Source organism: Mesorhizobium sp. (genome assembly GCF_004963255.1).
In the GTDB taxonomy this organism is placed as follows: domain Bacteria; phylum Pseudomonadota; class Alphaproteobacteria; order Rhizobiales; family Rhizobiaceae; genus Mesorhizobium.
This window is the reverse complement of the sequence record NZ_SUGA01000052.1, coordinates 15611-28781: the sequence shown is the minus strand read 5'-3', so window position 1 is coordinate 28781 and position 13171 is coordinate 15611. Positions and strand designations below refer to the sequence as shown.

The following is a 13171-nucleotide window of genomic DNA, read 5'->3' as shown; positions in this document are numbered from 1 at the left end:
CCGCATGACCAGCAATATGGCCGCCCCCTTTTTGCAGAACTTGACGCACACAACCGAGGAACCTTTATCCTGAGACGCCGCGATCCCTCGCGCCCCCCTCTGCCCTGCCGGGCATTCCCCCACAAGGGGGGAGATTGGCAGCGTTGCCGCCGCGCCTCCCCAAAACAACGCGCCTTCCCCGCCAAACAAAAAAGCCGCCGGGTTGCCCAGGCGGCTTCTCATTCGCAACTGCGATAGGCTCAGTTCAGCTTGGCCTTGACGTCATTCAGCGCCGACTTGAACAGGTCGGCACCGGCCTTGGCATCGACCTTGGCGGCAAGCAAGGCGCGGGCGGCTTCGACGGCGATGTCGACGGCCGAGGCGCGCACTTCGCTGACGGCCTCGCGCTCGGCCTGGCTGATCTTCTGCTCGGCAAGCGCGGTGCGCCGGGCGACATAGTCCTCGGTCTTCTTGGCCGCCTCGGAAGCAAGCAGCTCAGCCTCGCGCTTGGCGGCGGCGACGATGTCGGCGGCCTCCTTCTCGGCTTCCTTGCGCTTCTGCTGGTATTGGGCAAGCAGCTGCTGGGCCTCTTCACGAAGCTTGCGCGCTTCCTCGAGCTCGCCGCTGATCTTGGCCGCGCGGGCGTCCAGCGACTTGGTGAGCATGCCCGGCACCTTCAGATAGATGATGGCGCCGAGGAAGATGATCAGGGCGATGGTGGCCCAGAGCGTGGCGAGTGATGTGGCGTCCATGAGTTCCGCTCCTCACCGGCTCGCGGATTTGACCGCGGCCGCGATCTCGGACTTGTCGGCCTTGCCGCCGACAAGCGCCTCGACGATGGCCGACGTGGTATCCTCGGCGATCGTGCCGACTTCCTTCATCGCCTTGGCCTTGATCGAGGCGATGCTCGCCTCGGCCTCGCCAAGCTTCTTCTCGAGCTCGGCTTCGAGCTTCTTGCGCGTGCCTTCGGCGTCCGCCTTGGCGGCGTCGCTTGCCTGCTGGCCGATCTTGTTGGCGTTGGCCTTGGCCTCCGCCAGTTCCTGCTCATAGGCGGCAACGGCGGCATCCGCCTCGCCCTTCAGCCTTGCGGCGTGGTCGAGGTCCTGGGAGATGCGATCGTTGCGGACATCGATGATGCCGCCAAGACGCGGCATCACAACGCGCTTCAGGAACAGGTAGAAGAGCCCGAAGGTGATGACCAGCCACAGGATCTGCGACGGGAAGGTCTTGGCATCGAACGGCGGGAACGCTTCATGCTCCGCGGCAGGCACGGCAGTGCCCGCATGCGTATCGCCCTCGGCCGCGGCCGGCGCTGTTTCTTGCGCATAGGCAGATGTCACGAACATCTGATTCCCCTGTCCATGTGGCCCCTGTCCATTCGGCGGGGCCGCACCACGCGGCCCCTTTCGTCAGCTCTCAATCTTACTTGAAGACCAGGAGCAGAGCGATCAGGAGCGAGAAGATGCCCAGAGCTTCGGTCACGGCGAAGCCGAAGATCAGGCGGCCGAACTGGCCGTCGGCAGCCGACGGGTTGCGGAGCGCGCCCGAAAGGTAGCTGCCGAAGATGTTGCCGAGGCCGATGCCCGCGCCGCCCATGCCGATGCAGGCGATACCAGCGCCGATAGCAGCTGCTGCAGTTGCGTCCATTTCAAAACTCCTGTGGTTTGCTTGTTCGTTGCGGTTGGTACGTTGGGTATGCTGGCGCCGGGGCGCCGGTGAAAATCAGTGGCTCGGGTGCAGCGCGTCGTTCAGATACATGCAGGTCAGCACCGCGAAGACGTAGGCCTGCAGGAAGGCGACCAGCAGCTCGAGAGCGGTCAGCGCGACGGCCATGGCGAGCGGCAGGATCGAACCGGCGATGCCGACGGCGCCGAGCGCGCCGAGGCTGACGACGAAGCCCGAGAACACTTTCAGCGTGATGTGGCCGGCCAGCATGTTGGCGAAAAGACGAACCGAGAGGCTGACCGGGCGCGAGACAAAGGAGATGACTTCGATCGCCACCACCAGCGGCAGAAGAAGACCCGGCACGCCATGCGGCACGAACAGCTTGAGGAAGCCCAAACCGTGCTTGGCGAAGCCGTAGACGACGACCGTGCCGATGACCAGGATCGCCAGCGTGAAGGTGACGATGATGTGGCTGGTGACGGTGAAGAAATAGGGGAACAGGCCGATCAGGTTGGCGACCAGCACGAACATGAACAGCGAGAACACCAACGGGAAGAACTGCATGCCCTGCTTGCCCGCGGCATCGCGCAGCATGTTGCCGACGAATTCATAGGCCATTTCGGAGACCGACTGCAGGCGCCCCGGGATCAAGGCGCGGCTGGCCGTGCTCCAATAGAGGAAGGCCGACGCCAGCACGATCGTGACGACCATGAACAGAGAAGAGTTGGTGAACGAAACGTCGTAGCCGCCGATATGCAGCGGGATGATCGGATGGATCTGGAACTGGTGGATCGGATCGACCTTGTCAGCAGCAGCCACTTTAAATCCCCGTCAAAGCCACAACCGGCTTCTTAAGTTCACTTCAGCGCCCAGGGGCGCCCACTTCATTCTTTCGGCTCGCGCGGCTTGCCGCCCTGACCGAATTCCGGTGCAAGCCCCGCCGAACGCAGGACATTGAGTATACCGGCACCAAAGCCCAGCAACAGGCCGACGATCAGACCCCAAGGCGCTGTTCCCGCCAGGCGGTCGATGATCCAGCCCAAGCCGACACCAACCACCACTCCGGCGATGAACTCGCTGGACAGTTTCAGCGCCTGACCGTAACCGGCCGCAGCTTTCGCTTCGTCTTTCCCCTCGAGCCGGTCCGTGCGCCTCGTCGCAAGCGATGCTTCGAGATCGCGCCGGCGGCGCTCAAGTTCGTCGTCGCGGATGGTGGCTTCTGGCTGCCTGCCGCGGCCGGTTTCTCCGGTTCCGTCTGGCCCGGTTTTGTTGGCCATCGCAACCCCCCTGCCCGGGCAGACGATTGCCGTCCGTCCGCTTCTAAAGTCGCCGGCAACATAGTTAGAGGGTCCGCGCCCGTCAAGCCACGGGCCGAACTTCCAAGCGATGTATTTTTTGCTGTTAAAACAATGATTTATTGAGGTGCGACATCGTGCCCTTCACGCCCGCGTGAGGTGACGGCGCGAATCCTGGCGGCAAGCCGCGCCCACCGGGGCATGCGGGGCGCCGGAGGAAGGTTCGCCGGAGGCGTCGTTTAGGCGAGTCCAGTTCAAGCCCCGTGACGGCTCAGCTCCAGCCGCCGCCATAGGTGCGGTAGAAGATGTGAAGGCCAATCCTGGTCATGCGCTGCATGGCGCGCGCCCAGCCAGGATGGACGTAGTTGGCGTAGTAATGCGTCGACGAGCCGACCTCGGGAATGAAGATCTTGCCGGCGGTCACCGCCATGGCGACCTCCTGGGCGGTCTTGTAGGAAGCCTGGTCGGTGATGGTCTTCTTCCTGCCGTCGCAGGCGAAGGAGAACTGGCAGCGGTTGAACCAGTCGTCGTTCTGGTAGACGACGCCGCAGATCGTCTTCGGATAGGCCGGGTTGCGGACGCGGTTCAGGATCACCTGGGCGACCGCCGCCTGGCCGCGAACGGGCTCGCTGCGCGCCTCGAAATAGATGCCCTTGGCAAGGCAGGCCTGCTCGGGCTTGGAAAAGACGCTGGCCGGCAGCGGGTTCTGCAGCCACGCGTGGTCGCCCTTGCCCATCGGCGGGATGAAACGGCCGTCGTTCGGATCGTCCTGCAGCAGCGCCTCGAAGGGCGACGCCTTGGCATAGTCGGGCGCGGACTGGGCATAGGCGGTGGCGAGGATGTCCGGCTTGTCGTTGTTGACGAGAGCGACAAGGGCGGCCGGCAGATCCGGATCCGGCCTCTTGTCCTCGCGAAGATGGAAGGCTTGGGCGATCTGGACTTCCTTGCCCTTGATGCCGGGCTTGGCGAAGGTGAGCTTCAGGCCGCTGTCCATCGAGGGACGCAGCAGCGAGGAGGTGCGCTCGAAGATCGAGCCGGCGCTGAAATTCTTGGGCGGCGCGACGGGCGAGACCTGAACGAGGCGGCCCTTCTTGTCGGCGCGCACGACACGATCCTCATCGGGCGTGGCGCCCGCGGCGTTGCCCTTGCCACGGAAGGCGACCGTGCCCACGCCCGGCAGATTGACGCCAGAGCCGGAGATCGAGCCGGTGGTGGTGGAATCGATGAACGGCATTTCGGCGGCATGCACCGAGCCGGCGGCGGATTTCTCGATATAGGCGTTCCAGCGGGCGCTGGGCGTTTCCAGGCCAGTGATCAGGCTGGTCATATCCTGATAGGCGACGACCGACGGAAAGCCGATCCACATGCCGAGCCCGAGCACCAAAGGAGAAAGGAAGGAACGTCTTTTCGCAACGGCGGCGGCGGCAAGCCGCATGGAAACGCGTCGATGCACGGAACTCTCCAGAACGCTACTGACCCCGGAGAGCCAAAATGAAGCATTAACCTTGATGCGGGGTTAACGACATCGATCGTGTTCTTTTCATGTTTGAGGAGAGCCGGCCTGCAGTTTCCACAGCGGGTCGATGAAGAATCGGGGGCACCAGGCTTGGGTGAATCAGACCTGGCGCAGGAAGATCGGCCAGGCGAGCGCCGCGCAGATCGCGGCCGCGAGCCACACACCCGGCCATGCAAAAGCCACCAGCAGCCACGGAATGGCGATCGGCACCAGGCAGAAGCCGACGAACACAAAGCTGTTGGCCAGGCTGAGCGCGGTGCCGACATGGCCGGCGCCGGCAAGCGTGGCGAGCTCGGTATAGGCGACGCCGTGCCAGGCGGAGACGAATATGCCGGCAACGACGACCACCAATGGCAGCAGCGGCAGCAGCGCCGGGATTGCGGCGGCGCCGATCACCAGCAGCCACAGCACCAGGAAGGCCAGCGCGCTTAACGCGCTGCAGACTTTCAGGAACGGACGGCGGTTGCCGTGGCGGTCGGTGAAGCGGCCGCTCCAGACGCGCATCACCATGGCGCCGGTCTGCACGGCGGCGAGCGTTGCGCTGGTCACAAAGGTGCCCATGCCGGCAAAGTCGTGCAGGAAGACCGAGGCGAAGGTCAGCACCGCGACCTGCGGAAAGCAGAGCAGGCCGATGGCGGTCGAGATGCGCCACACCTCGATGTTGCGCAAGGGCGCCGGGCCGGGTGTCGCAGTGGCGGCGTGGCCGCCGCTTCCCACCGGCGGCTCGTGCAGCCAGCGCCAGGCGAAACAGGCCGAGAGCGCGGAGACGGCCGCAAGCAGGCCGAAGACCGCGGTGAAGCCCAAAGTCATCGCCAGCGAAGGCAGGACAAGCGCGCCAAGCCCGCCGCCGAGCGGCACCGCCGTCTGCCTTATGCTCATGGCGAAGCCTCGCTCGCCCTCGCCGAACCAGCCCATGATGGCGCGGCCGCTGGAGCCGTTGACGCTGCCGCCGAGCAAGCCGGCGACGAGCAGGGTTGCCGACAGCAGCGCGACGCCTGGAACAGCCATTTTCGTCGGCACGACGAGCAGCGCCATGACGAGAAGCCATGCGGCCGTCGCGCCGAGCCCGGTCAACAGCACGCGGCGGTCGCCCCAGCGGTCGGTGAGCACGCCCCAGGGCAGTTCGCTGAGCGCTACGCCCAGGCCGAGAAGCCCAAGCGCGAGGCCGAGCGAGGCATTGTCGAGATGGTAGCCCTGGCGCATCGCCACCGCAGTCGCTGGGATTCCGGAGAAGGTGGCGGAGAAGCCGGCATTGGCCGCAACGCCGATGCCGAGCACCTTCCAGCGATGGTTGGGACCGAAGGGGCGGCGCGCGGAGGTGACGGCGGCATCAGGCTGTTGGCAGTCGCTGCGTGTGACGATGGCGGACATGATCCATTCCCGTTGCGGCCGGCTGAGCGGCTTGACGGGAGGGATGTAGCGCCATAGCTTCATCCATAAAATCAGGAAGTTTTTGATCAATACTCCTGAAAATCGGGACAATCTCATGCGCCGCGTCACGTTCGACCTCGACGTCCTCAGAACCTTCGTCACCGGCATGGAGCTGGGCAGCTTCGCCAAGGCGGCCGAACGGCTGGGACGCTCGACGTCCGCGGTGAGCGCCCAATTGAAGAAGTTGGAAGAGCAGGCGGATACGCCGATCTTCCGCAAGGCAGGGCGCGGCCTGGCGCTGACGGAAGCCGGCGAAACCATGCTCGGCTATGCGCGGCGGCTGATCGAGCTCAACGACGAGGCGGCTGCCGCCATTCGCGACGTCGAGCTGGAAGGCTGGGTGCGGCTTGGCCTGCAGGAGGATTTCGGCGAGGCCGTGCTGCCCGACGTGCTTGGCCGCTTCGCCCGCGCCCATCCCAAGGTGCGCATCGAGGCGCGGATCGGACGCAGCCACGACCTCGCCGAACGCGTCCTGTCCGGCAATCTCGACATCGCGCTCGCCTGGCATGACGGCACCACCCTGCCCTACAGCCGCCATGTCGCCGATGTGCAGTCGCGTTGGATCGGTCCGGCGAAGCCGATCGAGGCGGGTCCGCGCAGTGGCGAGCCGCTGCCGCTGGTGGCGTTCGAGGCGCCGTGCCTGTTGCGCACGGTCGCGACGGAAACGCTCGACCGCGCCGGCATGCCCTGGCGCATGGCATTCTCCAGCCCCAGTCTCGGCGGCATCTGGGCGGCGGTGGCGGCCGGCCTAGGCCTGACGATCCGAACCGATATCGGCCTGCCCGCCAATGTCAGGGCGATCGCGCCGGGCGTGTTGGGGCTTCCCGCCCTGCCGATGATGGCGCTGCATCTCCACCAGAAGGACGCCGAGCTCGACCCGGTTGCGGCGCGGCTGGCGGAGATTCTTTTGCAGGCGGCGCTGGAGACGCTGCCGGAGGGGGCGCGAGCCGGCGATGGGTGGCGAGAGGTTGCTTAAGCCCCACACTTTCGTCATCCACGGGCGGAGCGACGCGAAGCGGAGCGTAGACCCGAGGATCCATTCCGTCACGTCGGCCGAGGAATGCAGCGGTGCAGAATTCTGAACCGTAGCGACGCTTCTAAGTCACGGAATGGATCCTCGGGTCTGCGCGCGTCGCTTCGCTCCTTGCTTCGCCCGTGGATGACGAGGCATCAGCGTCTGCGCTTAGCCTCGGAAGTCACCGCTTCTTGGCCCTGCCCGCAAAGGGATTGTCCGAGGTGCGCAGCGCCATGCGGATCGGCACGCCGGGCATGTCGAAGGCCTCGCGCAGGCTGTTGGTCAGGTAGCGGACATAGGATTGCGGCATCGCGTCGGGCCGCGAGCAGGAGACGACGAAGCCCGGCGGCCGGGTTTTTGCCTGGGTGACATATTTGATCTTCAGCCGGCGGCCAGCGACGGCGGGCGGCGGATGATGCGCGAGGATGCCTTCCAGCCAGCGGTTGAGCTTGCCGGTGGAGACGCGGCTGTTCCAGACCTTGTGCGTCTTGATGACGCTTTCCATCAGCTTGTCGAGACCGCGGCCGGTCTCGGCCGAGAGCGGCACCGCCTGGATGCCGCGCACCTGGGGCAGCAGCCGCTCGGTCTTTTCGCGCAGCTCGGCCAGAAGCTCCTGCGGGTTGTCGATCAGGTCCCATTTGTTGAAGGCGATCACCGGCGCCCGACCCTCGCGGATGATGAGGTCGGCGATCTGCAGGTCCTGCTTCTCGAAGGGAATGGTCGCGTCGAGCACGATGATGACGATCTCGGCGAAGCGGATGGCGCGCAGGCCGTCCTGCACCGAGAGCTTCTCGAGCTTCTCCTGCACCTTCGACTTGCGCCGCATGCCGGCGGTGTCGAAGAGCTTGATGCGGCGGCCGCGCCAGTCCCAGTCGACCGCGATCGAATCGCGCGTGATGCCGGCTTCCGGACCGGTGAGCAGCCGCTCCTCGCCGATCAGCGCGTTGATCAGCGTCGACTTGCCGGCGTTGGGGCGGCCGACGACGGCGATGCGCAGCGGCTTGGTGTCGTCATAGGATGCTTCAGCGTCCGGGTCAGCGATGTCCTCGCCGATCAGCACCTCGCTGGCGGCGATCTCATCGCTGTCGTCTTCATCCTCGCCGAAGACACGCTCCTCGCCAAGCGCTTCGACCACCGCGTCGCGCAGGTCCGGCATGCCCTGACCGTGCTCGGCCGAGACCGGGATCGGCTCGCCGAGGCCGAGCTCCCAGGCCTCAAGCATGCCGCCTTGTGCGCCGCGCGCCTCGGCCTTGTTGGCGACAAGCACCACCGGCTTGCCGGATTTGCGCACGACGTCGGCGAAGGTGCGGTCGTCGGGCATCAGGCCGGATTTGGCATCGACGGTGAAGAAGATGAGGTCGGCCTCGCGAATGGCGACCTCGGTCTGCTGGCGCATGCGCCCAGGCAGCGTCGAGGCGGCCGCATCCTCGAAGCCGGCTGTGTCGATGACATCGAAATGAAGATCGTAGAGTCTCGCCGCATGAACGCGGCGGTCGCGCGTCACGCCCGGCGTGTCGTCGACAAGCGCAAGCTTCTTTCCGACCAGCCGATTGAAAAGAGTCGATTTGCCGACGTTAGGCCGGCCGATGATGGCGACTTTGAAGCCCATCCAGTCTACCGTTTATTTTGCATGTCGTTTGTCCCAAAACCGCTGCGCACTTTTGGGCGACATGCAATCACGACGCGTTGCCCGACCCGCGGATCAGCTCGGACATCAGCTGCGCCCGCTGGCGCACATTGCGCGGGGCAGCCTCATCCGAAGAGATCTGGTCGAACAGTTTGAGCGCATCGGCCGACTTGCCGTCCTTCCAGGCGGCAAGGCCAAGCGCCTCGCGCGCCGAATGGCGCAGCGGATTGGTGTCGGCGGTGAGCGCCTCGACGCGGCTGGAGACATCGGCGAAGGAGCCGTGGTCGACGAGCAGCAGGGCTGCCCTCAGCCGCGCGATGTCGCGGATGCCGGCGGGGATGGCGTTGTCGGCGGCGACGTCGTCGAAATCCTTGACCGCGCCGTCGACGTCGCCCTTGTCAGCCTTGACGGTCGCGGCGCGCATGCGGGCGAGCAGCGGATAGGCGCCGTAGCCGTCCTTCTCCAGCTGGTCGAGAGCGGCGATCGCCTCGTCGTTCTTGCCGTCATTGGCGAGCTTGAGGGCCGCCGAGAAGGCGTCGCCCGAGCGGTTGGCGCGGCTCTCGTCCCAGTAGCGGTAGCCGACGACGGCGGCAGTGCCCAGCACGATCAGGATGGCGATGCCGAGGATGGCGGGGCCAAAACGATCCCACAGCGCCTGCGCCTGCTCGCGACGAATCTCTTCGTTGACTTCGCGGATAAAACTGTCGTCCGACATCAATCAAAAACCATTATTGCCCCAGAGGGGGCGCTTCTTGAGCCCGCGTTTTAGCGAAAATTTGTCGGCATGGAAGGGGGCGGGCCGGAAAATCGGCTGAGAACGCCAGATGCCGCACGGGGCTTGCCGGATCGCATCGACGCCACATTTGCGCGATAGCCGGCTTCCGATCGGCCGGAAGGGTCCTGCCAGAAGGTTGCCAATGCTTTGTTCATACCGCGTCCTTGCATACAGTCTTGCTTCGCTCGCTTCAGCCAATGCCGCCTTCGCCGATCCGCCGAAACCGCCAGCCGTTTCGCCGGCCAGGCCCAAGCAGGTCGTGCTGATTTCTTTCGATGCCGCCCGCGAGATCTCGCAATGGCAGCGAAGCCGGGCGCTGGCAAAGCGCACCGGCGCGCATTTCACCTATTTCCTGTCCTGCGTGTTCCTGCTCTCGCCGGACACGCGACAACAATATGCCGGCCCCGGCAACGCCGCCGGCAAATCCAATGTCGGCTTCGGCGCTTCGAAACAGGACGTCGCGGATCGGCTCGAGCAGGTCAGGCTGGCGGCGGCCGAAGGCCATGACATCGGCAGCCACGCCTGCGGCCATTTCGACGGCAAGGACTGGAGCAAGACCGATTGGCTGGCTGAATTTGCATCCGTGCGGCGCATCTTCGAAAACGCCTACGCGATCAACGGCATCCCCGAACCGGCCGACTGGCGTGATTTCGCCCGTCATGCCGTGACCGGTTTCCGCGCGCCATACCTTTCGACCGACAAGGCGCTTTACGAGGCGCTGCCCGAAGCCGGCTTCCAGTATGACGCCAGCGGCGTCTCGAAAGGCCCTGAACTGCCGCCGACCCGCGACGGCACAATCCGTTTTGCCCTGCCCCTCATTCCAGAGGGGCCGAAGGCGAAGCCGGTGGTCGCCATGGACTACAATCTCTATGTCCGCCATTCAGACGGCGCCGAGAAACCGGCAATGGCGGGCGAATACACCGAGCGCGCCTATCAGGCATTCCGCGCCGCCTTCGAGGCTGAGTACGACGGCAAGCGCCTGCCGCTGGAGCTCGGCTTCCACTTCACGCTGATGAACAATGGCGCGTATTGGGGCGCGCTGGAGCGCTTTGCCGGCGAGGTCTGCGTGAAAGCCGATGTCGAGTGCATCAGTTTTCGCGATTATGTCGCACGCCAACGCGCCGGCCAGGCGCAGGCGAGTGTGGGCGGCTGAGCCGCCCACAAGCTTATACAGATCAGGCCGGGTCCTCGGCGCCGTGCCGAGCCAGATAGCGCTGATCAATGTCGGGCAGCGGCTCGCCCTGAAGCGTTGCCTCGAAAGCGCGCAGGCGCTTGTGAACCGACTGCAGCTCGACGATCGTCGACCAAGAAGTCAGCAGAAACTGTAACGAACCGGTCACCCGACCAAAGGCGTTCGGTATCTGATTGAGCACACCGAGTGTTATCCTGTGCGCTACAATCGACGGCCCCATGACAAAAAAGGCGAAAATATTGTCAGCTTGCAAGTAAGTATAACGAACAACGTTAAAGTATATGTAATGAAAGTAAAGCCGAAAGTAGTTTCGGCGTACATTGTTAAACAACTCCGCTGTTGTTGCGGGTTCAGCACGATCGGGGTGATCCTCTCCGTAGACCAGCTCTTTGCGATAAGCTGCTTCGACCCGCTGATTGCGAAACTGAAGGCCAGGCAGCTTTAATCCAGCGACCATTACTGAAATGGTTCCGAATACGCACCAGGCGATCGCGGCAACCACAAGAGGATGAGGAATAGCGCCAACTATTGGCAATTCACTGATGTGATCCTCAAGTCTGATCAGCACCGGAAGGAACGCGATCAACGTCATGATGGATTGCACGAAGCTCGTGCCGAGATCCTCCATAATTTGAGCAAAACGCATCGTGTCTTCTTGGACACGCTGAGAAGCGCCTTCGATGTGGCGGAGCTTGCTCCAGTTCGCCATGAAGTGTTCGTTCATTGCCATCCGCCAACGGAAGATCCAGTGGCTGACGATAAAGGCATTGACCACGCTGACGTTCATACCGACCAGCGCCAACCACGCGAACGTGCCTAGCCGAGCGTAAAACTCGGTGTTGGTCGATTCGATCGTTTTGGAAATCAACCCTTGGATATAATCGAAGAACGGACCGTACCAGTCGTTAACGGCTACGCTGATCTGCACGTTGAAATAGATTAGAAAGAGGATCAACGCAGCTACAAGAATGGACCAATTCTGCCAAGGATGCGGCGCATAAAGGCGCCAAAATGCGTAGAAGACTCCAACGCAGACAGTGAAATAGATATAGAACCAAAGAAACGGCTTCGAGACGAGCACAGCAATCCCGACGATTGGCGGGGCACCCGCCGCCGCCGGGGGCAATCCGAAGACCGCGCCCAGTTGTTCACCGCCGAAAAACCAGAACAGGATCGCCGCAAGGCTCCAGAGGGCGGCCGAGGTGAAGAAAAGCTTCGGCTGCGGGAAGAAAGATACGAACACTGTGGCGGGTTTCCTCGGTCTGACCGCAAATCAGCGGCGTTGCTGTTCGGCGGGCATAAGGTCACACATTAGGGGGAAAGAAAATGCCCTGCCCGATGCCCGGCATCGAACAAGGCCGCAAATCATGGCGATTTTGGCGCGGCCGACCAGGCAATGACGCCGGAGAGCAACAGGGCAACCGCCGCTATGATCGAGGCAAGGGTATAATTGCCCGATGCCTGGGCGAGCAGACCGGCGGCGACCGGGCCGACGATCTGGCCAAGGCCGAAGGCCGCCGTCATCACAGCGAAGACGCGGCGTGGCGCCCGCGGCGCGAGCTGCCTGCCCATCTGTATGCCCAGCGCCGTGATGGCAATGAAGGTGCCGCCGAGCAGGACACCGGCGATCAGCGGCCCGGCGGCGCCCTTGACGACGACACTGGCGGTGACGCCGACCACCTCGATCAGGCAGGTCGCGGCATAAGCGGCGTAGATGCCGATGCGACCGGCGAGCTTCTGCCAGAACCAGGTCGAGGGAAAGCCGGCAAGGCCGGCGATCATCCAGACGGTGGCCTCGAACACGCGGCCGCCGCCGCCCTGGCGAACGATGGCGACCAGAAAGGTGGCCGTAACCACATAGCCGAAGCCGAACAGCCCGTAGGCGACGATCATCTTCGTCAGCGACCGGTCTTTCGGCAGCGCCGGCTCACGCCCGTCAACGCCATTTGCGGGCGTGGCCGAGCCGGCGAGCAGCATGACGATGAGCAAGCCAACCGCTGAGAGCACTCCGGACCAGATCCAGCCGGCGGCCCAATCCGCATGTTCTGAGACGAGGATCGCGAGCAGTGCGGAGGAGACGGCAATGCCGAGGCCGACTCCGCCGAAATGCAGCGCCTGCAGATCGCCGCGGCCGGCCTCCGCCAGATGGCTGAAGACGATCGAAGCCATGAACACCATGACGAAGGCGCTGGCGAGGCCAGCGAGGAAGCGGATAAGGAGGAACGCGGCCATCGTCTCGTTGAGACCCATGAGCCCTGCGAGCACGGCGCTGGCGGCCAGGCTGGCGAACATCAGCAGGCGCTCGCTGCCATGCGCCCAGCCGCCGGCCGCGGCCAGGGCTCCGATGAGGTAGCCGAGATAATTGGCCGAAGCGATCCAGCCGGCATCGGCCGGCGTCAGATGCAGTCCCTCCATCATGCCCGGCAGGATCGGCGTATAGACGAAGCGACCGATGCCCTGGGCGACGGCAAGCGCTACCATGCCGGCGAGAGCAAGACGCAAGGGAGATGGCGAGGCGTTCATTGCGGCGCACAATAAGAATGTGCGCTCGCGAAACAATGCGCTTGCGTTGGGCCAGGCTACATCCCAAGACGTAGACGTCCCCTCACCCAGCCTCCGCTTCGCTCGGCTGACCTCTCCCCGGTGGGGAGAGGAGATTGTCAACGCCGGCGCTAA

Annotated in this window: 13 protein-coding genes; 2 read left to right on the top strand and 11 right to left on the bottom strand. The window is 64.2% G+C overall.

The features are described 5' to 3' along the window. Window positions 1–239: 239 nt before the first annotated feature. The 7 genes from E5X34_RS30565 to E5X34_RS30535 all read right to left on the bottom strand — a co-directional run bounded on the left by E5X34_RS30565 (window position 240) and on the right by E5X34_RS30535 (window position 5826). Complete coding sequence (locus tag E5X34_RS30565) at window positions 240–731, bottom strand: F0F1 ATP synthase subunit B (protein WP_042641420.1); 492 nt, start codon at window positions 729–731, stop codon at window positions 240–242. A 12-nt stretch (window positions 732–743) separates the two neighbouring features. After that, on the bottom strand, window positions 744–1325 hold the full coding sequence (locus tag E5X34_RS30560; RefSeq protein WP_292572765.1) for a F0F1 ATP synthase subunit B: 582 nt from the start codon (window positions 1323–1325) through the stop codon (window positions 744–746). A gap of 76 nt (window positions 1326–1401) precedes the next feature. Continuing rightward, on the bottom strand, window positions 1402–1626 hold the full coding sequence (locus E5X34_RS30555) for a F0F1 ATP synthase subunit C (protein WP_027164582.1): 225 nt from the start codon (window positions 1624–1626) through the stop codon (window positions 1402–1404). Window positions 1627–1701: 75 nt separating this feature from the next. After that, window positions 1702–2463: a F0F1 ATP synthase subunit A gene (locus tag E5X34_RS30550; RefSeq protein ID WP_292572763.1), complete on the bottom strand. Its 762-nt coding sequence runs from the start codon at window positions 2461–2463 to the stop codon at window positions 1702–1704. 65 nt (window positions 2464–2528) lie between these two features. Then, window positions 2529–2921, bottom strand: a complete 393-nt coding sequence (locus tag E5X34_RS30545; RefSeq protein WP_042641414.1) for an AtpZ/AtpI family protein — start codon at window positions 2919–2921, stop codon at window positions 2529–2531. A gap of 289 nt (window positions 2922–3210) precedes the next feature. Continuing rightward, entirely contained in the window at window positions 3211–4392 is a 1182-nt protein-coding gene (locus tag E5X34_RS30540; RefSeq protein ID WP_292572760.1) for a cell wall hydrolase, read from the bottom strand. A gap of 162 nt (window positions 4393–4554) precedes the next feature. Beyond that, entirely contained in the window at window positions 4555–5826 is a 1272-nt protein-coding gene (locus tag E5X34_RS30535; RefSeq protein WP_292572757.1) for an MFS transporter, read from the bottom strand. 115 nt (window positions 5827–5941) lie between these two features. Between E5X34_RS30535 and E5X34_RS30530 the strand changes: the two genes are divergently transcribed. Then, window positions 5942–6862 (top strand): LysR substrate-binding domain-containing protein, encoded by a 921-nt coding sequence (locus tag E5X34_RS30530; protein ID WP_292572754.1) that lies wholly within the window; start codon window positions 5942–5944, stop codon window positions 6860–6862. 220 nt (window positions 6863–7082) lie between these two features. On the opposite strand, the gene der is transcribed toward E5X34_RS30530, so the two are convergent. Further along, entirely contained in the window at window positions 7083–8510 is a 1428-nt protein-coding gene (der, locus tag E5X34_RS30525; protein ID WP_292572751.1) for a ribosome biogenesis GTPase Der, read from the bottom strand. Window positions 8511–8577: 67 nt separating this feature from the next. Then, window positions 8578–9243 carry a tetratricopeptide repeat protein gene (locus E5X34_RS30520; RefSeq protein WP_126078620.1) on the bottom strand — a complete coding sequence of 222 codons (666 nt, stop codon included), beginning with the start codon at window positions 9241–9243 and terminating at the stop codon, window positions 8578–8580. 202 nt (window positions 9244–9445) lie between these two features. Here E5X34_RS30520 and E5X34_RS30515 point away from each other — a divergent pair, with 202 nt between their 5' ends. Continuing rightward, entirely contained in the window at window positions 9446–10456 is a 1011-nt protein-coding gene (locus tag E5X34_RS30515; RefSeq protein ID WP_292572748.1) for a polysaccharide deacetylase family protein, read from the top strand. Window positions 10457–10478: 22 nt separating this feature from the next. Here the strand turns inward: E5X34_RS30515 and sbmA are convergent, their stop codons facing one another. Together sbmA and E5X34_RS30505 are read right to left on the bottom strand one after the other, a co-directional pair. After that, a complete protein-coding gene (gene sbmA, locus E5X34_RS30510) occupies window positions 10479–11738 on the bottom strand; it encodes a peptide antibiotic transporter SbmA (protein WP_292572744.1) in 1260 nt (419 codons plus the stop codon). Window positions 11739–11860: 122 nt separating this feature from the next. Further along, window positions 11861–12976 carry a YbfB/YjiJ family MFS transporter gene (locus E5X34_RS30505; protein ID WP_292572766.1) on the bottom strand — a complete coding sequence of 372 codons (1116 nt, stop codon included), beginning with the start codon at window positions 12974–12976 and terminating at the stop codon, window positions 11861–11863. Window positions 12977–13171 lie beyond the last annotated feature (195 nt).

Bases quoted from the DNA above. Each gene is read 5' to 3' on its own strand.
- E5X34_RS30565 (WP_042641420.1), bottom strand. From the start codon at position 731: ATGGACGCCACATCACTCGCCACGCTCTGGGCCACCATCGCCCTGATC.
- E5X34_RS30560 (WP_292572765.1), bottom strand. From the start codon at position 1,325: ATGTTCGTGACATCTGCCTATGCGCAAGAAACAGCGCCGGCCGCGGCC.
- E5X34_RS30555 (WP_027164582.1), bottom strand. From the start codon at position 1,626: ATGGACGCAACTGCAGCAGCTGCTATCGGCGCTGGTATCGCCTGCATC.
- E5X34_RS30545 (WP_042641414.1), bottom strand. From the start codon at position 2,921: ATGGCCAACAAAACCGGGCCAGACGGAACCGGAGAAACCGGCCGCGGC.
- E5X34_RS30535 (WP_292572757.1), bottom strand. From the start codon at position 5,826: ATGTCCGCCATCGTCACACGCAGCGACTGCCAACAGCCTGATGCCGCC.
- E5X34_RS30530 (WP_292572754.1), top strand. From the start codon at position 5,942: ATGCGCCGCGTCACGTTCGACCTCGACGTCCTCAGAACCTTCGTCACC.
- der (WP_292572751.1), bottom strand. From the start codon at position 8,510: ATGGGCTTCAAAGTCGCCATCATCGGCCGGCCTAACGTCGGCAAATCG.
- E5X34_RS30520 (WP_126078620.1), bottom strand. From the start codon at position 9,243: ATGTCGGACGACAGTTTTATCCGCGAAGTCAACGAAGAGATTCGTCGC.
- E5X34_RS30515 (WP_292572748.1), top strand. From the start codon at position 9,446: ATGCTTTGTTCATACCGCGTCCTTGCATACAGTCTTGCTTCGCTCGCT.
- E5X34_RS30505 (WP_292572766.1), bottom strand. From the start codon at position 12,976: ATGGTAGCGCTTGCCGTCGCCCAGGGCATCGGTCGCTTCGTCTATACG.